This is a genomic window from Helicobacter bilis ATCC 51630 (assembly GCF_000686565.1).
GTDB classification, from domain to species: Bacteria; Campylobacterota; Campylobacteria; order Campylobacterales; family Helicobacteraceae; genus Helicobacter_A; species Helicobacter_A bilis.
Window position 1 is genome coordinate 1 of sequence record NZ_JMKW01000016.1, and the last position, 22,917, is coordinate 22,917.

20 protein-coding genes are annotated in these 22,917 nt (G+C 34.8%); 11 read left to right on the top strand and 9 right to left on the bottom strand.

All coding sequences use genetic code 11. The features are described 5' to 3' along the window. The 3 genes from T368_RS13220 to T368_RS0104210 all read left to right on the top strand — a co-directional run. Nucleotides 1–2,874: autotransporter outer membrane beta-barrel domain-containing protein (locus T368_RS13220; protein WP_034567599.1), on the top strand; the 2,874-nt coding region annotated here is incomplete at its 5' end. 124 nt (nucleotides 2,875–2,998) lie between these two features. Further along, nucleotides 2,999–3,727: a carbonic anhydrase family protein gene (locus T368_RS0104205; RefSeq protein WP_004088613.1), complete on the top strand. Its 729-nt coding sequence runs from the start codon at nucleotides 2,999–3,001 to the stop codon at nucleotides 3,725–3,727. 155 nt (nucleotides 3,728–3,882) lie between these two features. Beyond that, complete coding sequence (locus T368_RS0104210; protein WP_004088611.1) at nucleotides 3,883–4,767, top strand: menaquinone biosynthesis family protein; 885 nt, start codon at nucleotides 3,883–3,885, stop codon at nucleotides 4,765–4,767. A gap of 158 nt (nucleotides 4,768–4,925) precedes the next feature. Here the strand turns inward: T368_RS0104210 and T368_RS0104215 are convergent, their stop codons facing one another. The 3 genes from T368_RS0104215 to T368_RS0104225 are packed head-to-tail and all read right to left on the bottom strand — an operon-like array spanning nucleotide 4,926 to nucleotide 7,961. Then, entirely contained in the window at nucleotides 4,926–5,699 is a 774-nt protein-coding gene (locus T368_RS0104215; protein ID WP_004088609.1) for a hypothetical protein, read from the bottom strand. Further along, a complete protein-coding gene (locus T368_RS0104220; RefSeq protein WP_004088607.1) occupies nucleotides 5,696–6,406 on the bottom strand; it encodes a response regulator in 711 nt (236 codons plus the stop codon). The genes T368_RS0104215 and T368_RS0104220 overlap by 4 nt, the downstream gene beginning before the upstream one ends. Continuing rightward, the gene (locus tag T368_RS0104225; protein WP_004088606.1) at nucleotides 6,381–7,961 is read right to left on the bottom strand and encodes a sensor histidine kinase; all 1,581 of its coding nucleotides are present in this window, start codon (nucleotides 7,959–7,961) and stop codon (nucleotides 6,381–6,383) included. Before T368_RS0104225 ends, T368_RS0104220 begins: the two co-directional genes overlap by 26 nt. 81 nt (nucleotides 7,962–8,042) lie before the next feature. Here T368_RS0104225 and T368_RS0104230 point away from each other — a divergent pair, with 81 nt between their 5' ends. Further along, nucleotides 8,043–10,016, top strand: coding sequence for a M3 family oligoendopeptidase (locus T368_RS0104230; protein ID WP_004088605.1), 1,974 nt, complete (start codon nucleotides 8,043–8,045; stop codon nucleotides 10,014–10,016). Nucleotides 10,017–10,034: 18 nt separating this feature from the next. Then, entirely contained in the window at nucleotides 10,035–10,658 is a 624-nt protein-coding gene (gene serB / locus T368_RS0104235; protein WP_004088604.1) for a phosphoserine phosphatase SerB, read from the top strand. 107 nt (nucleotides 10,659–10,765) lie between these two features. On the opposite strand, the gene rplS is transcribed toward serB, so the two are convergent. From rplS to T368_RS0104250, 3 genes are read right to left on the bottom strand one after another with little or no spacing between them, the layout of a single operon-like run. Next, nucleotides 10,766–11,143, bottom strand: coding sequence for a 50S ribosomal protein L19 (gene rplS / locus T368_RS0104240; RefSeq protein ID WP_004088603.1), 378 nt, complete (start codon nucleotides 11,141–11,143; stop codon nucleotides 10,766–10,768). 11 nt (nucleotides 11,144–11,154) lie between these two features. Beyond that, on the bottom strand, nucleotides 11,155–11,832 hold the full coding sequence (trmD, locus tag T368_RS0104245) for a tRNA (guanosine(37)-N1)-methyltransferase TrmD (RefSeq protein ID WP_004088602.1): 678 nt from the start codon (nucleotides 11,830–11,832) through the stop codon (nucleotides 11,155–11,157). Next, nucleotides 11,822–13,147, bottom strand: coding sequence for an outer membrane family protein (locus T368_RS0104250; RefSeq protein WP_004088600.1), 1,326 nt, complete (start codon nucleotides 13,145–13,147; stop codon nucleotides 11,822–11,824). The genes trmD and T368_RS0104250 overlap by 11 nt, the downstream gene beginning before the upstream one ends. A gap of 328 nt (nucleotides 13,148–13,475) precedes the next feature. Between T368_RS0104250 and pstA the strand changes: the two genes are divergently transcribed. After that, nucleotides 13,476–14,294: a phosphate ABC transporter permease PstA gene (gene pstA, locus T368_RS0104255; protein ID WP_004088598.1), complete on the top strand. Its 819-nt coding sequence runs from the start codon at nucleotides 13,476–13,478 to the stop codon at nucleotides 14,292–14,294. Between the two features lies 1 nt (nucleotide 14,295). Further along, nucleotides 14,296–15,054, top strand: coding sequence for a phosphate ABC transporter ATP-binding protein PstB (gene pstB / locus T368_RS0104260; protein ID WP_004088596.1), 759 nt, complete (start codon nucleotides 14,296–14,298; stop codon nucleotides 15,052–15,054). A gap of 243 nt (nucleotides 15,055–15,297) precedes the next feature. Here the strand turns inward: pstB and T368_RS0104265 are convergent, their stop codons facing one another. Both T368_RS0104265 and T368_RS17070 read right to left on the bottom strand, forming a co-directional pair. Then, complete coding sequence (locus T368_RS0104265) at nucleotides 15,298–17,025, bottom strand: proline--tRNA ligase (RefSeq protein WP_004088594.1); 1,728 nt, start codon at nucleotides 17,023–17,025, stop codon at nucleotides 15,298–15,300. A 189-nt stretch (nucleotides 17,026–17,214) separates the two neighbouring features. Next, nucleotides 17,215–17,736: a methylated-DNA--[protein]-cysteine S-methyltransferase gene (locus T368_RS17070; protein WP_004088592.1), complete on the bottom strand. Its 522-nt coding sequence runs from the start codon at nucleotides 17,734–17,736 to the stop codon at nucleotides 17,215–17,217. 53 nt (nucleotides 17,737–17,789) lie between these two features. Between T368_RS17070 and murI the strand changes: the two genes are divergently transcribed. Both murI and T368_RS14500 read left to right on the top strand, forming a co-directional pair. Then, complete coding sequence (gene murI, locus T368_RS0104275; protein WP_004088591.1) at nucleotides 17,790–18,566, top strand: glutamate racemase; 777 nt, start codon at nucleotides 17,790–17,792, stop codon at nucleotides 18,564–18,566. Further along, nucleotides 18,556–19,692 (top strand): tRNA1(Val) (adenine(37)-N6)-methyltransferase, encoded by a 1,137-nt coding sequence (locus T368_RS14500; protein WP_004088590.1) that lies wholly within the window; start codon nucleotides 18,556–18,558, stop codon nucleotides 19,690–19,692. Before murI ends, T368_RS14500 begins: the two co-directional genes overlap by 11 nt. A gap of 150 nt (nucleotides 19,693–19,842) precedes the next feature. On the opposite strand, the gene T368_RS0104285 is transcribed toward T368_RS14500, so the two are convergent. Beyond that, nucleotides 19,843–20,553 (bottom strand): porin family protein, encoded by a 711-nt coding sequence (locus tag T368_RS0104285; protein WP_004088589.1) that lies wholly within the window; start codon nucleotides 20,551–20,553, stop codon nucleotides 19,843–19,845. A 301-nt stretch (nucleotides 20,554–20,854) separates the two neighbouring features. Between T368_RS0104285 and T368_RS0104290 the strand changes: the two genes are divergently transcribed. Beyond that, complete coding sequence (locus T368_RS0104290) at nucleotides 20,855–21,931, top strand: methionine ABC transporter ATP-binding protein (protein ID WP_004088588.1); 1,077 nt, start codon at nucleotides 20,855–20,857, stop codon at nucleotides 21,929–21,931. A gap of 165 nt (nucleotides 21,932–22,096) precedes the next feature. After that, complete coding sequence (locus T368_RS13230) at nucleotides 22,097–22,783, top strand: methionine ABC transporter permease (RefSeq protein ID WP_051053870.1); 687 nt, start codon at nucleotides 22,097–22,099, stop codon at nucleotides 22,781–22,783. Nucleotides 22,784–22,917: the final 134 nt, after the last annotated feature.

The window sequence follows — 22,917 nt, forward strand, 5'->3', positions numbered from 1 at the left end:
ATCACAAACGGCGCTTCAAAAATCACAGCTAACGCCCTAAATGTCAATGAGCTTTTACACCTAAAAGACTCGAGCAAGCATAGCGGTGTTATGAAAATTGAGTTAAATGCTAATGGCGAAAACATAGACCAAAAGTTTGACAAATACCTAAATGTAAGCGTAGATTCTAAAGACCTAAAAAATATGAGTGGTGATGAGATAGCAAAGCTTATAGAATCTAATAAAAACACAAATGGAAATAATGAAAAAACAGAATCAGATTACAAAAACGCAAGTGGCACATATATCACAACAAGTGATGGCAAACATTATCTAGTCTTGCCAGATATTATGACAAATGATAATATTACAAATAGCACAGGACAAGTTGCAAATGGTGGTAATATCTTAATAGAGCAAACCGAACTCACAAAAGGTGCATTAAATAACTATGGAAAGATTCTAATCGATGATGGCTTTGTAAGTGGAGATAAACCGACACTCTATCTCACAGGTAATCTCAATAACTACAATACAATAGATTTGGGAGCTAACGGACATATAGAAGTAACAGGAAACTTTAATAACAAAGGTAAAATCCTTTTTAGCATTCAAGCAAATCCAAATGACTCTAGCAACAATGAAATAAAAAATGCAAGTATGAATATCAAAGGCAAAGCAACACTAGACATATCACCCGGAAGCACAGGGGCATTACAGGCAGATATAGCAGATTCTAAGACTTTATCGAGTATAAGCAGTCAGCTTAATACTAATGGTAGCAAGGGCGTAGAATACAATCTCATAAAAGCAGAATCTATAAGCTACACTTACACACAAGGGGATTATACTACGACTTTTGATAAAAGCAACGGCAATACAACCATAAAAACAGAACACACCAATGGCGGACAATGCACAAATAAAGACTGCCAAACAGGAAGCAATGGCAATACAAAACAAGAAACCGACTTCACAACAAATGGCAAAGACAATCCATGGGATATGGATAAAGCCCAAACAGATTCTAATGGCAATGTAGTAGAAAATGGCATAGGCTCAACTGATAATGAAGGCAATCTCATACAAAAGCCAAGTCAGCAAGATAAACAAGAAGAATGCAAACAAGATGGCAAGTATTGTGGCTTTGGTAGCAATGCTAACGCTACTGAAGCAAACAGAGGCTATGATTACGCACAACAAAAGATGAAAAATAGCTTTTCACTCACTTATAAAGGCGGTAGCATAGATGGTAAATATATCGATATAGAAAAAGTCGTAAATGATACAACAATAGGCTTTAAAATCAATAAAGTAGATATTAATAACTTCATAGAGGGCAATACAGAAAAGCCTTTATGTAATGCAGAATCTAGCACATTTGATTGTGCTTTATACATGGAAGCAGGTGGAAATAACTCATGGATAAATGCGATTAAAAAAGAGAGTGCAAATAGCTATGAGATTCTAAAAAATCTATTCTATGATGATAAATCTTCACTTGTGTTTTTAATAAACCTAGACCAAACTCTAGCTGCCTCAAGAAACCTAGAGTATTTCCTAGAAGTAGGTAGGACTCTAGATACAGCAATAGATCATGTCTCAAACCTAGAGAATAAAGCATCAACACTTCATACACTCACACTATCAATGGAGAGTGCAAAGCTAAATCGTCTAGCAAGAGTAGCTAGCATTCATGGTAGTGCTAGTAGCTATATAGCTATGCAAAACTATCAAAAGAATTTAGAAGCAGCATTAAGGGAAGCAGAGAAGCTAAAACTAGCAAGTCTAGATTCTAATACAAACACAAGAATAGCAGCTATTAATAATATAGTAAGTGGTAATACAAATAGTAATGCAGTTTATAGAAGTAGTGTAGCTACTCTAGCAAGTAGCTCTAACACAAACACACAAAATGCAAACAATGGAGTAACAGATATACAAAGTGATGTTACAACTGATAACAACTCAAATGAAGTATGGTTTGATACCTTAGCAGATTTAATCATGAGATTTAATAATAGAGAAGAATATCCAAATCATGCTTGGGTTAATATGCTAGGTAATCTTAACTTCTCAAAGACTGGCTCGGCTCAACTTTATGGCTTTAATGCAGGATATGATTATTTTGTAGATAAACTCCAAACTGCATTTGGTGCGTATGGTGGTTATGGCTATGGCACATTTAATGGCAATAATAATGGCTTTACTTCAAATAATTCAAACAATATGTTTGCTGGAATCTATACAAGGACTTTCATTGAAAACCATGAAATAGATGTAACACTCAATACTGCCTTTAGCTTTACAAATGAGAAACAAAACTCTCAAATTAATAACTTTGACTTACTTGCTCTCTTTAAAGATGAGTATAGCTACACACTCTCTAATGTAGATTTAAATGCAACTTATGGTTATGCTTTTTTAATGAAAAAGGGTTATATTGTAAAACCTTTTGCAGGATTATCGTATTATGTATTAGGCTCAAGTGGCTTTAAAAGAAAGAGTGATAATACACCTATATTTGCTATGAATACAGATGATAACATAAGACAAACTATAAGCGTAAATATAGGTATAGATGGTCGTAAATACTTTGCAAATCAAAGCTATATTTTTATAGTCGCTCAATTAAAGCAAGATGCAATCATTTTACAAAATAATGTAGATTCTAGTGGGACTACAACTACAAGTATAGGCAATATAGGTGATTCTGTAAATAACTTTAATATGAGATATAAAGCTCAAGGCTATAAGTCTTATGTATTCCTTACAGGTGGTGGAGAATATAGCTTTGGTAGATGGTATTTAAATGGCAGTCTTAGCTTACAAAGCAGTGTATTTGATAAAAACTTTGGCTTAGGATTTAATATTGGTGGTAGGGTTGTGTTTTAGGGGATATCTTAGAATCTGAAGTTTGAATATAAGGGAGGATAGGGGTAGAAACTAAGTGTGGTAAGACTAAAACTTCTTTTTTAGAGTTTATAATTCTGTATGAGATTCTATATAAGGAGTAAATATGAGACTTTATATCCTTGTGCTTTTATCGCTTACGCAGTTTATATACGCACAAAACAAGCAAAACTGGAGTTATAAAGATAATACTGCACCGCAGTATTGGGCAAATCTTAATCCACTTTATTTGGGCTGTGCGGAGGGCAATCAGCAATCACCCATAAATATCGTTACAAAAAATGTAAGCAAGGGTGCAGCACAATTTGAGCTTAAATACAGCGTGGCAAAGGGAGTAAATCTCATGCTTTCTAACCATACTTTTAAGATGATTTATCCACAAGGAAACTTTTTAGAGATGAATGGCAATCGCTATCAGCTAAAAGAAATATATTTTAAAACACCCGGTGAAAATGCTATCGACTCACTTCGTGGCATACTTGAAGCACAATTGCTACATGAAGATTCTAAGGGACATAAGGTAATCCTTGCGGTCTTTTTTGTAGAGGGTCATGCTAATCCTATCATTGAATCTTTGGTGAAAAATTTGCCGACACAACCAGACAAAGCAAACTTTATCGCAAATATTGATATTCACAAGCTATTACCAAGCAATCTTACTTCATATCAGTTTGATGGCTCATTGACAACGCCACCATGCTCACAAGGTGTGAGATGGATTGTGTTAAAGCAAACGATGACTATAACGCAAAGTCAAGTTGATTCCATGCGTGATATTACAGGCTCAAATGCGCGTCCATCTCAAGAGATTTTTAATCGTTTGATTGTGAATTAATGCTATTTTTAGTCGCCTTGCAAGGTGGTTATGGAAACTTTAGATTCTGTTTTATATGCCAAGATTTGTCATTGTTTGAGAAGCCAGTTTTATAACACCATTAAAACCAGCATAAAATAGACTATAATTACACGCATGAAACTAGAAGGAATACTATGCAGACCTTACCACATACAGCAAACCATGCCTATACAATCGCACATAGCCCCGATGCTGATGATATTTTTATGTATTATGCGATTGCTTTTGGCTGGATAGATACGCCCTATAAACTCATTAATAGTGCGCTTGATATTGAAACTCTTAATGTTGCATGCTTGCAAGGTTTATATGATATTAGTGCTATATCATTTTCACTTTATCCGCATATTTGCAATGAATATGCCCTATTACGCACAGGCATGAGCTTTGGTGAGGGCTATGGACCAAAGATGGTAAAACGCAAAAATGCGAAACTAAAACGCAATTTTAAAGTAGCCCTAAGCGGAGAGCATACTACAAACGCCATGCTTTTTAGAATCTATTATCCAAATGCACGCGTTGTATATAAAAACTTTTTAGAAATTGAGCAAAGTGTGCTATCTGGCGAGGTAGATGCCGGGGTGTTAATCCATGAATCAATCCTTAATTTCTCTAATGAACTTGAAGTAGAAAGCTACATTTGGGATATATGGCAGGATTTATGCAAAGATGATTTGCCATTGCCACTTGGTGGCATGGCTCTGCGTAGATCTATACCGCTAAATCGTGCGATTATGCTAGAAGAAGTTTTAACTCGTGCGATACAAATAGGATTGAAACACAAAGATATTTTAACAAAAATGCTGCTTGAAAATAACCTTGTAAGAATTAATGCTAAAGAACTTGATATATATTTGCAACTCTATGCAAATGAAAATTCCCACACACTAAGCACAGAGCAAACCAAGGCACTAGAGAGACTCTATGAAATAGGCTATAATCACGGAATCTATAAAAATCTAATCAAACTTGAAAAATACCTTATCCCAAAAGAATACACACAAGTGCGGTATGGTTAGAGTATCATTTCAAATATTAGGTGGTTGTAGGGTTTATGGGATAGAACAGAAACTAGTTTTTACGCTTAACTTTAGGTAAATTTTAAATCTTAGTGAAACAAACACGCATGTTCTAGATTTCAACGACTTCAAATGAAGTTAATCCACAATAAACAACCTTAAAATCTAAACTCATAGTTAAAGAGAAGGCGGGGTTTGTTGCCATAGATTTTTGAGTGCCTTATGCTAAGTTCGAGTGCATTATAGCGGTTTAGTAGGAATGTTACTCCATAGCCAAATGCCATGCCTTTATCTGCATAGATGACTTCTTCCTTTGAGCTTGGGAGAAAATCATTGCCAACAGAGAGCATTTCATAGCCAATATTTATATGTGGTAAGACATATTTGTATCCCGCATGGATTTGGAAAAATGCCCCACCACTGCGAAATGCCATCGTATTTTCACCAAGAGATTTCACGCCGACTTCATAGGATAGCTGTATTTTATAGCCTATATTTACACCTAACATATAATATTGCTGTTGAAAGCCTACGCCAATCATAAATGTCGGGATAGTAGATTCTGTAATTGTGCTATTTTTTTGTGCTATTTTTTCTGTATTAGCCGCACCCATGCCAACTTGTGCATGAAAATAGGGCAATATATAAAGATCATGATTAAATACTTCTATTTTCCTATCATCTTCTGGTATGCCTATTAAGCCATTTGCCTCTGTAATTTTTTCTTGTGAATTTTTAAGCCCTTTTTCAGTATCCTTTGCATATATAGATGAAAAAGTGCTTAAGAGTAATATGAATAGTAGGGCAAGTATTTGAGAGATTTTATTCAAGACTCTATAAAAAGCATTTGAAAAAGCATTTAACTGAAAACAATAGCTTTTATAGAATCTTAGATGATTAAAAGGTTGTGTAAAGAAATATGATAGCTTCATATTTGCTCCTCATCGTAATTAGATTCTAATATGGTTGTATGTGTAAAATCTTCTATATGTCCTAGTTTATAGGCTTTGTTTCGAATCTTTTGTAGCAAACCTTTTTGAGTTAAATCTTTAAAGCATTGCGCCACAGTTTGTCGTGTCGTATTTAAATGTTCAGCAATCTCATCATGTGTGCCATAAAAGATTTGTTCATTATCACAATGTGTGAAGAGATACTGCACGATTTCTACCTTTTTACCACCAAAAAGTGTATTTAAGGCTAGAAGTAATTGATTTTGCATTTCAATAATCTTATTTTGTGCAAAGGGCAATACCGCATTATGTAGCGTATCTGTCAGCTCATCTATTTTTATAGGTTTTAATAAATAGCCATTGCAACCAAGCTTAATCGCCTCAAGAAAGTAATGCGTCTCTGTCAAAGCACTAATAAGCACAATAGGTATATCTTTCTTTGCATTGTAGCGAATCTGTCGCATAAGTTTTATACCATCAAAGCGTGGCATGACAATATCTGTCAAAACAATATCAATATGATTTGCCTGAAATATCTCCCATGCTTCTAACCCATCTTTTGCAACCATAACATTGCCAAAATAATCCTCCAATATTGAAGCAAGTGTCTGCCTTGCTGTATAGTCATCTTCTGCATAAAGGATTGTGAGCTGTTTTAGAATCTCAATCTCTTTTAATCTCTCGTTCATTGCCGACTTCTCCCTCCATCGTGTCACTAAGCTGCAATTCTAGCACAAATAATGCCCCTTTACAATAATCCCCATCGCAATTAAAGGTAATGTTTTTTGCGTATATATTGCCTTGTAAATATTTTGTTAGCATTTCTTTTGCCATATAGAGTCCTATGCCTGTTCCCATCTTTTTTGTTGTAACATAAATATCAAAGATTCTATCAATAATATGTGGATTAATCCCACCCGCATTATCATATATATCTAAACGCAGGATAGAATCTTTTTTTCCAAGTGTGATAAAGCAATATGGATTTTTTATCTTTCTTTCAGCAAATACATCTTTTATATTGCCAAGTAGCACAAGCACAATCTGCATAAACGCATGTTTATTGCCAAAGATTCTATATTCTTCTTGTGTATCATATTCGATATGTATCTGTATGTTTAAGGCTTGTAATAATGGCTCATAAATAATGACTACTTCATGAATTGCATCTTTTATATCAAAGTGCTCAAAACTATTATCTAAGCGGAAGAAATTGTGAAAAATATCAATGGTATTACTCATATTATCTGCGAGTGCTAGAGAGGTTGTTATATGCTTATTTAATATCTCTTTTGTAAGAGAGTTTCTATTAAATTTTTGTTGTATATCCTGCATGACTAAGCCTAGCGAGTTTAGCGGATTTCTCCATTGATGTGCGATATTTTGCACCATTTCTCCCATTGCTGCAAGTTTTGATTGTGCGTATATGGCTATATCTTTTTTGCGTATATCTTCTACTTTTTTTGCGATTTCATTTTGCAAATGTGCGTTTAGACTGCGTAAATCTGCCGTTGCATTATTAAACTGCTCTTCTAAATACTGATTTAATCGGCGGATAAAACCAATCACAACAATATCAATACATACAACAATAATAAATACAAGCAGTGTTATCATACATAATAGCCCTATTGTTGCATTATGAAAATGATCTGTTATTTCTTTTTCAAGTGTATGCAAGGCAACTTGTGTATTGATGATATTTGCACTAATGCTATTTACCTTTTTTGCATGTTCGTATAAGAGATCTCTATCTGCTTTTAGAATATTTGCTGCTTCAAGAGTAATGGTTTTTTCTACTTCTTCCACTAATTGTTGTTTTTTTCTTTCGAGTGATAGAATCATGTCGTTTTGCTTTGTTAGAAAAGTAATTTTATAGATATGTCTTAAAAAGCTAAACACACCTCTTTGCTCATTTAAAGATTGTGAGAGATTTTTATAAAGACTCCATTGATAAAAGCTTGTAGCATAGGTTTTAATCCCTTTTGGATTATCTTGTAGTATATCAATTGTTTCAAGCATATATTGACTTTGAAAGTCATTTAATAGGCTTAATTCGCTCAATGGTTCTGGCACACTCCCATCAAAATCATCTTTTAACCCCTTAATCGACAAATATGCGACAAGAAATAATGTAAAAAGCCCGATAGAAAAAACAAAGGGCAGAAACTTCGCATAAAAGGTAAAACCCAAGCGGCTATTACCCATATTATTTGCTATACCAAATTGATTATGACTTTGCATATTGCAACCCTATTTTAAGCTAAAACAAAACTATAACATATTATAATGTAGATTATGAGATTTTACTAAAAGGGTATGGCTATGGCAAAAGATTCCATGAATAATAAGGAAAGCACAGAAACTAAGGACAAAGGCACAAAAGAGATTCTAAAAAAAGAAAAAGTAGCACTAGATGAGTTAGGTAAGGATAAAAAAGACTTAAAATCCCCAAAAGATAAAAAGCAAGATTTTAAGCCTAAAGATTCTAAAATCAGTGATAAAAAGGCAAAAATTGTTGAAAAAAAGGCTTTACCAAAAACACTTGATTTTGATTTAAACGCACTTTTTAAAGATGAAGAATCTTTAGAATCTTTCGCAAAAGAGCTTGATAAAAAACTGCAAAATTTTAATGATAACTATGCAGGTAAGCTATCTACACTAAAGACTGAAGAGTTTTCTAAAGCATTGCAAACTTATGATTCACTTAGTGAAGGCTTAGGCTCTATTATGACCTATGTCTTTTTAAAATTTGCCATAGATAGTAAGAAATACGGGGCATTATATGCTGATTATGAAATGAAATGCAATGCTATGTATGCAAAGGTTATGTTCTTTGAGATTGAGTTTGCTGATTTAGATTCTACTAAAATGAATGATTTTATAAAAGCAAATGAAAAATACGCCTTTTTCTTACAAACCATTGAAGCAAATAAAAAGTATAAGCTAAGCTTAAAAGAAGAGCAGATATTGCTGAATGTATCGCCTGTTGGCGTTGATGCTTTCTCAAGATTATTTGATGAAAGTTTTGCAAATATGCGTTTTAAAGGCGTATTAAATGATGAAAAAATTGGCGAAGAAGAGATACTAGGATTCTTACATGTAAGGAATAGAAAGCTAAGAAAACTCGCGCAAAAAAACTTTACAAAAGGTTTGCGTAAAAACTCGCATTTATTAACTTACATTTTAAATATGGTGCGTAAAGATGTAGCTATAACGCAGAATCTAAGGGGCTATGAAAAGCCAGAATCTTTCCGCCATATTAGCAATCAAACGACACAAGAAAGCGTTGATAGCATGATTGATTGTGTCAATGCGAATATGAATCTCGTGCATGGATACTATCGCGTAAAATCCCAACTCTTAGGACATAAGCTTAAAGATTATGATCGCTATGCACCATTAGGACTTACTAAGGAAAACTCTAAAAAAGCGGAAGTCGAGTTTCAAGACGCCTTGTATGATACATTAGAATCTTTTTATAAATTTAGCCCAAGATTCTATGAGATTGCAAAAGAAGCTATCTTTAATGGCTGGATAGATTCTCACCCAAAACCCGCAAAAAGAGGCGGTGCATTTAGTCATGGAAGTGTGCCAAGCGCCCACCCCTATGTTATGCTAAACTTCACAGGCAATAGACGCGATGCTTTCACAATCGCACATGAATTAGGACATGCAATCCATCAGGAACTAAGCAAGATTCAAGGCACACTCAATCACGACACACCGCTTACAACCGCAGAGACTGCTTCAGTATTTGCTGAAATGCTTTTATTTGATAGCATGAAAAAGACCTTAAAAGGCAGGGAATTGCTTGATATATATGCAGGTAAAATTGAAGATATTTTTTCAACTCTTTTTAGACAAATTGTAATGACAAATTTTGAAAGGGCAATCCATGAAAGAGAGGGAGAGCTAAAAAGTGAAGACTTTGATAGAATCTGGCTTGATGAAAATAAAAAAATGTTTGGGGATAGCGTGCATTTGACAAAAAAATACGCAAAATGGTGGAGCTATATCCCGCATTTTATCCATTCGCCATTTTATTGTTATGCCTATTCCTATGGACAGCTTTTGGTTTTAGCCCTTTTTGGACTTTATAAAAGAAGTGAAGACAAAGAAAAGTTTATACAAACCTACATAGATTTCTTAAGTGCTGGTGGCAGTAAAAGCCCAAGAGATTTGATCCTTACCTTTGGATTTGATGTCAATGAAAGTGCATTTTGGGAAATCGGTATGAATGAAGTAAAAAATCTTTTAAGTGAATTTGAAGATTTACTCAATAGCACGAGACTATAACATATAAGGGAGAGTATTATGCTTGTTGTTTTTGATTTTGATTCAACGCTTATGGATGGCGAGAGTATTGACATTTTTGCAAAGCGATACAAGGTAGAATCTGCTGTTGCTTATATCACTAGAGAAGCTATGGAGGGTAGACTTGACTTTTTTGAAAGTCTGTTAAAACGAGTGGCACTTTTAGAGAATATGCCTTTAAGTTTGGTGCAAGAGAGTGTAGAAAAGGATTTTCATCTCATGTGCGGGGCTGTTGAATGTGTAAAAGAGCTAAGAAAAAGGGGGCATATTGTTGTTTGCTTTAGCGGTGGATTTCGCATTGTTACAGAATATTTCAAACCGATTTTAGGACTAAATGCTACTTTTAGCAATATCTTGCACCATAAAGATTCTAAGCTTACAGGAAGAGTTGGCGGGGATATGATGTTTGCAGATTCTAAGGGCAATATGTTGCAGAACTTGCAAGGTGTTTTAGGCTTAACTTCTAAAGATTGTGCGGTCATTGGTGATGGTGCAAATGACTTATCTATGTTTGCCTATGCTGATACAAAGATTGCATTCTGTGCAAAAGATATATTAAAAAAGAGTGCTACACATTGCATTGACACAAAAGATTTAAGAGAAGTGCTAGAGATTATAGACTAGATTCTATCCTGCATTTCTAGTAACTTGTGATGCTTAAATGGTTATGCTTGTAGAATCTGGAGTAAGCCATCTATTCTGCTTAAACGCAGAATGATAATGCGTGTTACTTATGCTTCTTTTTTATTCAACTCTTTTCTTAATTCCTTAATTCTTGCAGCTTTACCTCTTCTGTTACGCAAATAATAAAGTTTTGCACGGCGGACTCGCCCAATACGCAACACTTCTATTTTCTCTAAGCTATCGCTATAAAGTGGAAAAATCTTTTCAACACCTATATTGTTAGCACCCATTTTACGCACAGTAAAAGTCCTATCCACGCCATTACCGCGTATAGCTATACAGACACCCTCAAAGTTTTGCACTCTTGTTTTATCACCCTCTTTTATCTTAATCCCAACACGCAGAGTATCACCTGCTTTAAATTGTGGCACAGACTTATTCTCAAGTTGTGCTTTTTCAAATTGCTCGATATATCGATTTTTCATGATTTCCTCACTTATGATGTTAATAAATCCGGTCTAAAATATTGCGTTTTCATCTTAGACATGGTAAGTTTTAAATCGCTGATTATAGCGTGATTTCCATTTAAATATGCTGAAGTTGGTAAATTTTCTTTATTTTTTTCAGAAAACTGCTTTGATTTTGTGAAATTTGGTGCTTCAAGTAAGCCAGATTCAAAACTTTCACCTTGTAAAGACAGCTCATTGCCAAGCACACCATGTATGTGCCTAGCAATAGAATCTGCCATACACAATGCCCCTAACTCGCCACCACTTAAGATAAAATCACCTATGCTAAAAATCTCTGTCGCATACAATTCAATACTTCGCTCATCAAAGCCTTCATATCGCCCACACACAAAGCTAATATGGCTATATTTGCTAAGGCGGACAGAATCTTTATGGCTAAATTTCGCACCACAAGGGCTAAGAAATATAATGCGTGAATCTCTTGCCTGTTGCAAAGCACAATCAAGCACAAATGGATCAAGCAGCATGCCCGCTCCACCGCCAATAAGGGCATTATCCACTTTTTTATGCTTATTGGAAGCATAATCGCGGATATTTATACATTCTACTTCAATCTTTTTATTATGTATAGCATTTCGCATAATGCTATGCCCAAAATAAGGCATAATTAAATCTGGAAAAAGAGTAAAAAAACTAAAACGCATAGGTTACAGATGACATAAGATAACTTCTATCAAGGACATGACGACCGCTAATTGTAATATCAGAATCATTCCACGCATCATTTTGCATGATATGTGTGTAATAGTTAGCAATTAAGCCTAAACTTACAGAATCTATAATCTGCCAATCGACAATAAATTTCAATGAATACTCTGTCGCACTCGGGGCAGTGGTATATCGCCCATCAAGTCCAAAAGACAGAGATTCTACAAATTTTGCTAATTTTTCATATCTAGCCTCTGTGAAAAGCAATACACTAAGGGCATCAGGGGCAACAGAAGCATTAAGCGATCTGCCTGTGCCATACACACTATTATCCCAAATATCTATGCCGATAGGATTACCAAACATACCCATTCTAGCATTTGCATTGCCTATATTTTTATAGACTCCAAGTGCGATTTTATAAGTATCATAAATATCAATATCTTGTCTCATAAGAATGCTTGAAGTAAAGCCGGTGGGATCTTTAAAGTCAGCAAAAAAGTGATTACCTATATCAAGAATGCTTTTACTATGTATAGGGAAAAGTGCGACTAGCTTTGTAGTATAGCTAATACTCTCTTTATCGCCAAAACTAGCACTCACACTAAGCCCCGGTGCGACATACTCTTTTGCACCATAATACACATAAGCCTTTGCGTCTAAAAAGTCGTTATTATAGCCGACTTCAGCATTTAAGATTCCATAAGTAGAATAGGTCGTGCTAAAATCTGTAAGCCAACCATTACCTACAAGTGCCACTGTGCTTGAGCCAAAAAGCTTGACATGAAAGTTATCCGCAAATTTATATACTGCGTTTATACCCTCAGCATAGCTATCAAACCAATCATCATCTTCTTGCTCAAATCTCCCTACTTTAATATTTAGAGAATCTGTTTGATAGTGTATATAAGCATTATGTACGAACGCATTATGGGTATTGTCTGCTGTTGCATCTTTGTCATTGAGATAGCCCGGATATGCCCCCACATAGTTATATCCTAATCCTTTTGTAGAATCATAAGTAAGCCCAGCGGCAACCGCTCCAATCATAATTTGAAAATCATTATATTTATACCCCACGCCTAATTGCCCTAACGCATAGCCATAGCTATTATTTGGCAGTGCTTGTTTCGTGCTAAATGCAGTCTTATTAAACACTTCTAAACCACCATGTAAAAATACGCCATTTTCTTGCTCTATTGTAGATTCTGTGTCTTTATGCTCTTGCTCCATGATTGCAATCTCATTCTGCCTTGCATACAGCATAGAAAGGCTGAATGCAGAAAATATGAGAATCTTATGTAATCGCATGATAACTCCTTGTGCTATTTTGTCCCAATAAGACATTGTGAAAAATAATGAAAATTATATGATATTTATGTTTGTTTTTGTAGATATTTTTGTATGTGATTCTATAAATATTTTATGTTTTTAGCATGTATTTTGGTGTAAAAATACATTTCAATGCCACATATAACAAAGGATAAATTAAGTATCCCGGAATCAAAGCAAGAAAATTAACGCCCTAAGAGTTAGTTGTAGCAATAATTTACAAATATTTTACAATCTAGTTGTGCGATTTTACATACGTTTTTTACACTTTCAAGCAAATTTTCTAAATGATTAATAAGGGATAAAGATGAGAAGAGATGGGCTATCTAGTCTATTATTTTGGTGTATGCGACTATCTATTTTTAGCACACTTGCTATATTTTGTATTTTAATTGGTTTTATTTTTATAAAAGGTGTTGTCTATCTCACACCAAGCCTTTTTGAATGGGAATATAATAGTGAAAATGTCTCTATGATGCCAGCTATTATAAATACCATTAATATGATACTTTTCTCCCTTGCTATTGCCATGCCTTTTGGAATCTTTGGGGCGATTTTTCTCACAGAATATAGTAGTAGTAAAAATAAACTCATTGCAGTCATTACAACCGCAGCTGAAACCCTTGTAGGTATCCCATCAATCGTATATGGGCTTTTTGGCTTCCTTGCATTTGTTGTATTTTTTCAATTAAAGTTTAGCTTTTTAGCAGGTAGCCTTACCATTACTATTATGATTTTACCCGTGATTTTGCGTAGCGCACAAGAGGCATTAAAGTCTGTGCCTTTAATGTATAGAGAGGCAAGTTTTGCACTTGGGGCAGGAAAGCTTAGAACTATTTTTGCGATTATTTTACCTGCTGCTACACCCGGAATCTTAGCAGGAATAATCCTTAGCATTGGTAAGATTGTAGGGGAGAGTGCCGCATTGCTTTATACCTTTGGTGGATTTGCTCAAGTTTCTGGACTATTTGATTCTGGCAGGACTCTTAGTATGCACATGTATCTTATATCAAATGAGGGGCATCATATCAATGAAGCATATAGCACGGCAATGATTCTCATTGTGATTGTGCTAATCATCAATCTTTTATCAAACTACATAGCAAAAACTCTCACAAAGGCATAAAATGGATAAAAAAGTATGTTTTAGTATTAAGGATATGAATCTTTACTATAATGATTTTCATGCGTTAAAAAATATTAATATGCAGATTCTAAAAGGCAAAGTAACTGCCTTTATCGGTCCTAGTGGTTGTGGTAAATCCACTTTTCTAAAAAGCCTTAATCGTATGAATGACTTAGTAGAAGGCTGTAAAATTAAAGGTAAGATTCTATTAGATGAAGTTAATATCTATAAAAAATATGATGTAAATATATTGCGTAAAAAGGTTGGCATGGTCTTTCAAAAGCCTAATCCATTCCCTATGAGTATTTATGATAACATGGTATTTGGTCCAAAAACACATGGGATAAAGCATAAGGATAAGCTTGATTCTATCGTAGAAGAATGCTTAAAAGATGTTGGCTTATGGGGAGATCTTAAAGACAGGTTAAAGCAATCTGCCCTAAGCCTTAGTGGCGGACAGCAACAAAGGCTATGTATCGCAAGGACATTAGCTGTAAATCCTGAAGTAATCCTAATGGACGAACCCACAAGTGCGCTTGATCCTATCTCAACACTAAAGATAGAAGAACTCATTAATAAACTCAAAAAAGAATATACGATTATTATCGTTACACACAATATGCAGCAAGCTATGCGTATATCTGATAAAACTGCTTTCTTTTTACTTGGTGAAGTGATAGAATTTGATGACACTGAAAAGATCTTTTCAAAACCAAAGGATAAAAAGACACAAGATTATATCGCAGGAAGATTTGGGTGATTTTTATTCCATTGCATTTAGATTCTGTTTTTGAAATGAGTGTAGGCGTTTTCTCATTGTATAGCAAGATTTAGACAATCTTTTTCAATCTTAGATTCCCACAAGCAATTTGTAATTATGTGGTGTTTGTGGGGTTGCTGTAGATTTTGCCATTTACTTAATTTATATTTTTGTTACACCTGTCTTTAGTGAATCTTTTGTTTGCAAATCTTTTATAGCATAACCGATTTATAGAATCTTTATTTACAAAATCCCAAGCAAAGATTCTAAGATATTTGCGCTGCTATATTCTGTCTTTATGAGTCCATCTCGCTTTATTAATTCTAACTTATTTTTAGCAAGTCTCTTGCCTACAATTAAGGCATATTCAAAGCCGATTAACTCAAAATCAGCGATTTTACTTCCAAATCTCTCATTCCTATCATCAAGTATGACTTCAATGCCCTTCTCTTGTAGTTGTGTGTAAAGATTTGTAGCAAAAAGCACTTCATTTTCATTTTTCATATTTGAGATGATAATATCAATCTTAAAAGGCGATACATCTCCCCACACACAGCCTTTTTCATCTGCCTTTTGCTCTAAAATCGCTGATATTAGTCTGCTTACACCAAGCCCATAGCAACCCATAGTAAAAGGCATACTAGAGCCATTTGAAAGAAGAAAATTAGCCTGCATAGGCTTTGAATACTTATCCTCTAGTTTAAAAATATGTCCTACTTCAATGCCCTTACTATAACGCAAAGTCCCACCGCATTTAGCACAAGAATCACCCTCTTGCACAGCGACTAAATCGCGATAATATAAATCATCAAATTCCTCCAATTGCACACCAACATAATGATAACCATGCTCATTTGCCCCACATATCAAATCCTCTCCATTCTCTAATTCCTTATCAAACACAATAAAACGAGAATTTGTCAAAGTACGCAAATGTATAGGACCAATAGAGCCTTGTGGCAACTTATAAGATTCTAAAAATGCCGTATCCGCATCGGCTATATCAAGCACAGAGGTATCGATTGCCTGAAGTGCATTTAATGCTTTAGTATCCTCTAGCATATCCTTACCACGCATAAAAAATATAGCAATATCAACGCTATCTTTAAAAATCACTTTTTTTACAACCGCTTTTATAAGGTAGAATGGATTGACTTTAAAAAACTTGCTTAAATCATCGATAGTTTTTACATTTGGCGTTTCAAATTTATGATAATTGCTTGTAGCTTGTGGGGCAATCTCATCGCATGTTTTTGGCTTACGCACCGCTGCTTCAATATTTGAAGCATAATCACATTTGGCACAAGTTACAATCGTGTCTTCACCGCATTCAGCAAGCACCATAAACTCACGACTACCACTCCCGCCAATCGCACCAGAATCTGCCTCAACAATGCGAAAATCAAGTCCCAAACGCCTAAAGATTCTCACATAAGTATCACGCATATTCACAAACTCTTTATTCAGAGATTCTAAAGAATCATGAAAACTATACGCATCCTTCATAACAAACTCTCTAGCGCGTAAAAGCCCAAATCTAGGTCGCAATTCATCTCGAAATTTCAAGTGGATTTGATAGAGATTAAGCGGCAGTTGCTTATAGCTTTTGATATAGGTTTTTGCTATCTCTGTTACGCATTCTTCATGTGTTGGACCAAGCACAAAAGACGCCCCTTTTTTATCGGTAAAAAGGGCTAATTCGCTATATTTTTCATATCTTCCGCTTTGCTCCCAAAGGCTTGTTGGCGTTAGAAATCCCATAGTGATTTCATTTGCCCCGGCTCTATTCATCTCTTCTCTTACTATGGTTTTGATTTTATCCATTACAATTTGTGCTAATGGCAAAAAGTTGTAAATACCACTACCTATTTGGTGAATGTAGCCTGCCCTAAGCAAATAGATATGACTTTTTAGCACTGCATCCTTTGGTGCTTCTTTAAGTGTTGGTGCAAAGAAAGTTGAAAAACGCATGATTTTCCTTTTTTATGAGTGATGGCTATAAATTCTGTATAAATATCTTACAGAATCTTGCATATTACACAATCAAAGAGCGCAAGTCTCTTTGAGCCTAAAAGTGCTTATTATAGCCTAAGTTGTTGAAGATTAGATTCTAAATGTTTGGTATATATGCAAACAATAGGCATTAAATATCCTCCCTGCTTAAATTGTAATTTTTACCCCTGTTTCAAGCATAAGCAAATGTTTCTTAATATCAAGTCCTGCACGATAACCGCCCATATTTCCATTACTATTTATAACGCGATGACAAGGGATAAAAAACAATATTGGATTCTTTTTACATGCACTACCGACAGAACGCATAGCATTTGGCTTTCCAATCTCTTTAGCAATATCTTTGTAACTCCTTGTTTCACCATAGGGAATGCGTAAGAGTGCATTCCACACATCTTGTTGAAATGTGCTTCCATGTAGAAACAATTGTAATGAAATATTACTTTTGTGCTGCATATCAAGTGGAATCTTGCCTGATAGATAAAGTGTTAAAGCCTTGATTGTTTGTTTGCTTATAGAATTTTCTTTTAAATTCTTATATGTTTCAATGCTGTGTAGCGGTTTTGCGTCTTTAGCAAAAAGCTCTATATTCATAATCCTATCTTTATATATCATAATGCCTATATCGCCAATTAAGCTTTTATATAGTCCGCCATAGTGATTTAGCATACTCTGTCCTTTTACGCTACAATTACATTTTAGATTCTAAATATAGGTAATATATGCAAACAATTAATAATATCGGTATTTTTGATAGTGGTGCGGGGGGGCTAACCGTGCTAAAAAGTCTCATTGAAGAAGTTGGCTTTAATCACATTGTGTATTATGGCGATACAGCACGAGTGCCTTATGGTAATAAGGATACAGAGACTATCCGCCGCTTTTCGCTAGAGGCTTTGGAGTTTTTTTCAAATTTTGGGCTTGATTTACTTGTGGTAGCGTGTAATACCGCTTCAGCCCATGCCCTGCATGCGATGCAGGAATGCTCTAAAATCCCCATTATAGGCGTTATAGAATCTGGTATTGCCGCACTCACACAGCAGCACATAGCAAAGGATAAGCACATACTCGTAATAGCCACAGAAGCCACGATAAAATCAGATAATTACGCGAAAAGTTTGCGGAATCTAGGCTACACAAATATCACAAGTCTTGCTACAAATCTTTTTGTAAGCTTAGTTGAAGAGCATGTATTTAGCGGTGAGGTTGTAGATTCTGTATTAAGGCATTATTTCCCGCCGACTTTAAAGCCTGATGTGGTGATACTAGGTTGCACACATTTTCCACTTTTATTGCTACCTATGCAAAGATATTTTGGCAGTGATGTGAAGTTTATCCACTCTGGTGAGGCGATCGCATGCTATGTAAGAGAGCATTTCAAAATAGAGAAAAACTCAAAAAATCTCATTGACTTTTTTGCAAGTGATAATGTAGCAAGGCTAAAAAGCACTGCAAAACTATGGCTTAAAGAAGGCACATATATAATGAATGAGAGATAATCAAGTAGCAATGAAAAGGCGATTAAAAATCTATCAAATAGCAGAGGGCTATTGCTATAATAGCGATAGTTTGTTTTTATGGGATTTTATACTGCCACACATAAAATCTAGGGCAAAAGTGCTTGAGCTTGGGAGTGGTAGCGGTATAATTGGGCTGCTTTGTGCGAGATCAAAAGTCATAACGCTTTATCAAATTGAAAAGCAAAGAGAATACGCGTTTATGAATGCTAAAAACGCACAGATAAATCATATAGATTCTATCGTTATCCATGCTGATTGCAATATGCTTATCCATTCTAAAGAACTATTAAAAGAACTGCAAGACAATATGCTTATCCATTCTAAAGAACTATTAAAAGAACTGCAAGACAATATGCTTTGCAATAATAAAAAGTTAGAATCTATGCTAGTAGAAACTCAGTTTAAAGAAGTTTTATCGCTAGATTCTTTATCTTTAGAAACACCGCTTTTATGTTCTAAAATTAAGGATTCTAAAGCTTGTCATGTTGAACGAAATAAAACATCAAATATGGAATCTAAAAGAGATTTTTCAACAATAACTCAAAATAAGAATAATCTAAATCCCACTCAAAGTCAAGTAAGCCACCATAATGAAGACACAAAACATTTAGCACCACAATATGCAGATATCACTTCACTGCCTTATTTTGATCTTATTATAAGTAATCCACCCTTTTATCACACGCAAACTTTGCAATCAAACAATCCTTTTAAAGCACAAGCTACACAAAGCCACTTTTTACCGCTTTCTACAATGTTAAAACTAGCAAAAAGAGTGTTAAAACCACATGCTAAATTTATCTTTTGTTATGCTCCTGCTATGCTTCCAGAGATTTTGGAATCTTTAAGGGCGTATGGCTTTGGAGTTGAGTTTTTACGCTTTGTATATCCCCGCATAGAAAAGGATTCTAGCCTTGTATTAATTTGTGCGAAGTTTAATAGTAAGGCTCAAACCCGCATTTTACCCCCATTAATCACACATAAAGGACTAGCCCAGCAAGATAATACAGATGAAGTGTTGTCTATTTACAAAGCCGCACATACACAAAGCATTAAGGTTGCTTATGATGGTATTGTATGGGAAAATTTATTGCGTTATATATAGATAAATAGAATTATTACATTGCAAGTATGTATGGTTTATAGAATTTAAAAAGCACGAAAGACTAAAGCTTAAAGAGATTCTATAAACATAAAATCTCTTTAAGCTTTAAGCAATTCTTAGTTTGCTTTTTGTGCTATGGATTGAAGTGGGTTAGAATCTAAAATTCACCCCTAAATGAAAGCTAAAGGGGCTGTTTAATTCTACCGTATGATATTTCGTTTGTTGTCCCATAATGTTTGGTAGATAGTTTGAGCTTTTCTCTGGTATATCATAGATTAAATAGCGGATTCTAAACTCAAACTCAAGAAAAGATAAAGCATAAGCCACCCCAGCATTAATGCTACCACCAAAGGCATTCATATTGCCAAGGTGTTGAGTATTAATAATATTATGAGCTAGTCCCGCCCCAGCAAACGCACTTAGTCCCCCTGTGATAACAAAGCGATAATCCGCATTAAGTCCAATTGTGTGCATATTATATGAACCAAGTGTCCTTTCATTACTATTAAAGTATGAGTTCATATAATCAACATAGATTCTTACACCATGACGAGTGAGAAAATACATATCATAGCCAACTTTTGCTCCATAGCTTGCCCCAAACAAGCTTTTATCATGATCGCCGGGTAAATCATCATAGGGGTGAGTTGTGCTGTAATATTCTGATGACATTTGCATAAGACTACCACCACCAAAGATCCCTAGCACAAACTTATTTTGGTTTTCTCCATTAGTATCAGTAGAATCATTGCTTTCATCTGCATAGGTTAGCATTGATAAACACGCACATATACTCAATGAAGCAAGAAGCTTTTTCAAGGTATTTACACTTACAAGTGGTTTTATATCACAAACCTTCATATCACTCTCCCAAATGTTAAAAATGTTAATGAAAATACGGCGGTGATTCTACCATATCATAATAAATAACATATTAATGACAATTTTTATGTAGTTTTATTGCACAAAATATTCTAGTAAAGATTCCAAAATTCTACAAATTTCACTCATTATTATTTTTAATGGTAAAATAAATTTTAGCTAAAACGAGATAAAAAATAATAATTACATATCGTATTTATAAAAATATGCTATTATTCCAGCTTTTATTTATTGTATTTAAGACCCTATAAAAACAGAATTAAAGCGATTAAGGTAAAAAGTGATTATACTAAAAAATATTACAAAGACTTATGCGAATGGATTCCAAGCGATTAAGCCCTTAAATCTTCAAGTAAAAAAGGGGGATATTATGGGGATTATCGGCTATTCTGGTGCGGGGAAATCCACACTCGTGCGTCTTATAAACAAGTTAGAAACACCAAGCACAGGTGAAGTAATAATCGATGGGACAAATATCTTAACACTAAAGGAATCTAGTCTGCAAAAAGCAAGGCAAAAAATAGGCATGATTTTTCAGCATTTTAATCTTTTAGATTCTAGAAATGTATTTGGCAATGTAGCCTTTGCCTTAGAGATAGCGAAGTGGAAAAAGACTGATATTAGATCGCGTGTGAGTGAGCTTTTAGAGTTAGTGGGCTTAGAAGATAAAGCAGACTTTTATCCAAATCAGCTAAGTGGCGGACAGAAACAAAGGATAGCCATAGCAAGAGCATTGGCAAATCACCCAAAGATTCTATTATGCGATGAAGCTACGAGTGCGCTTGACACTAAAACTACGCAATCTATCTTGCAACTTTTGCAGGATATACAAAGGAAGCTTGGATTAACCATTGTTATGATTACGCACCAAATAGAAGTGGTGCGATCAATTTGTAATAGCATGTGTGTGATGAGTAATGGCGTGATTGTAGAAGAAGGGCAAGTCGAACAAATCTTTGCAAATCCAAAGCATGAAGTAACAAAAGAATTAATCTCTTTTCTCCCTGCATTATCACAAGAAGAGATCTTGCAAAAATCACATAAGAATGCGTATAAAATCTCATTTGTTGGCGAATATATCCACGAGCCTTTAATCGCTGAAATTATTAGAGAATTTAATGTAAATGTAAATATTTTAGCGGGTAATATTGAAGCGCTTGCAACGGCTGAAGTGGGGCATTTAATCGTTGATTTTGGTGATGACCTACAAGCAAGAGAGAGAGCGATTGAGTATCTAAGAAGTAAGGGCTTAATTATAGAATCTTTGCAAGATTTAGTTAAGAGTAAGGCTAAAGATATACAAGATTCTGTATTGCCACAAGATTCTATAATAAAAGATTCTAAAACAAAAGACTAATAAGGGATAAATATGGAAGAGACACAACCATGGATTCTAAACTTTTTTCAACTACCACAAGCCTTAAGTGATGATGAAGTCAGCTCATCACTACAAGTGCTTTGCTATCTACTTTTTAGTGATGAAGATACTGCGGCAAGAATATTTGATGTGATAGATTTACTTATGGAAGGCACATTTGAGACATTATATATGGTGTTTTTATCAAGCTTTTTTACAATCTTATTTGGGCTTCCTTTAGGTGTGATTCTTACTATTACCAAAAAAAACTCTCTTTTAAGTGCGCCAACTTTTAATAAGATTCTAGGCATGATAGTAAATACTATACGATCGTTTCCTTTTATTGTGCTAATCGTTGCCTTGCTGCCTATCTCAAAAATGCTAATTGGGACTAGTATAGGACCTGATGCGGCTTCTTTTGCCTTATCTATTGCTGCTATACCATTTGTAGCGAGACTTTTTGAGGGGGCATTAGAGGAAGTCAATCATGGCATAATAGAGGCGACTTTAAGCATGGGAGCGAGTAAGCTAGAAGTAATCTTTATGATGATAGCAGAATCTCTTCCTTCACTCATTAATGCTGCTACAATCGCAATTATTGCGATTATCGGCTTTTCTGCTATGGCTGGTAGCGTTGGTGGTGGTGGTTTAGGCGACTTGGCTATTAAGTATGGCTTTTATGATTCTAGACTTGATGTATTGTATTCCTGCGTGATTGTGCTAATTATCATGGTGCAATGTGTGCAAAGCATAGGCGATTATCTCTCACGCATTTTACGCACTCATCAATATGGAATCTTAACGCCTATCGTGCATTTTGTATATAGGATATGTGGTAGAACGCAAAAATAATGTGTTTAGTCTTAATATGTATTTTATATAACTTCATTTGGTTATATAGAGTTTCTAACCACTCAAGGACTCCATAAGAAAGATTTTATTCATATTTTTAATCATGTTTCTGCGTTATACATTCACTTTAGATT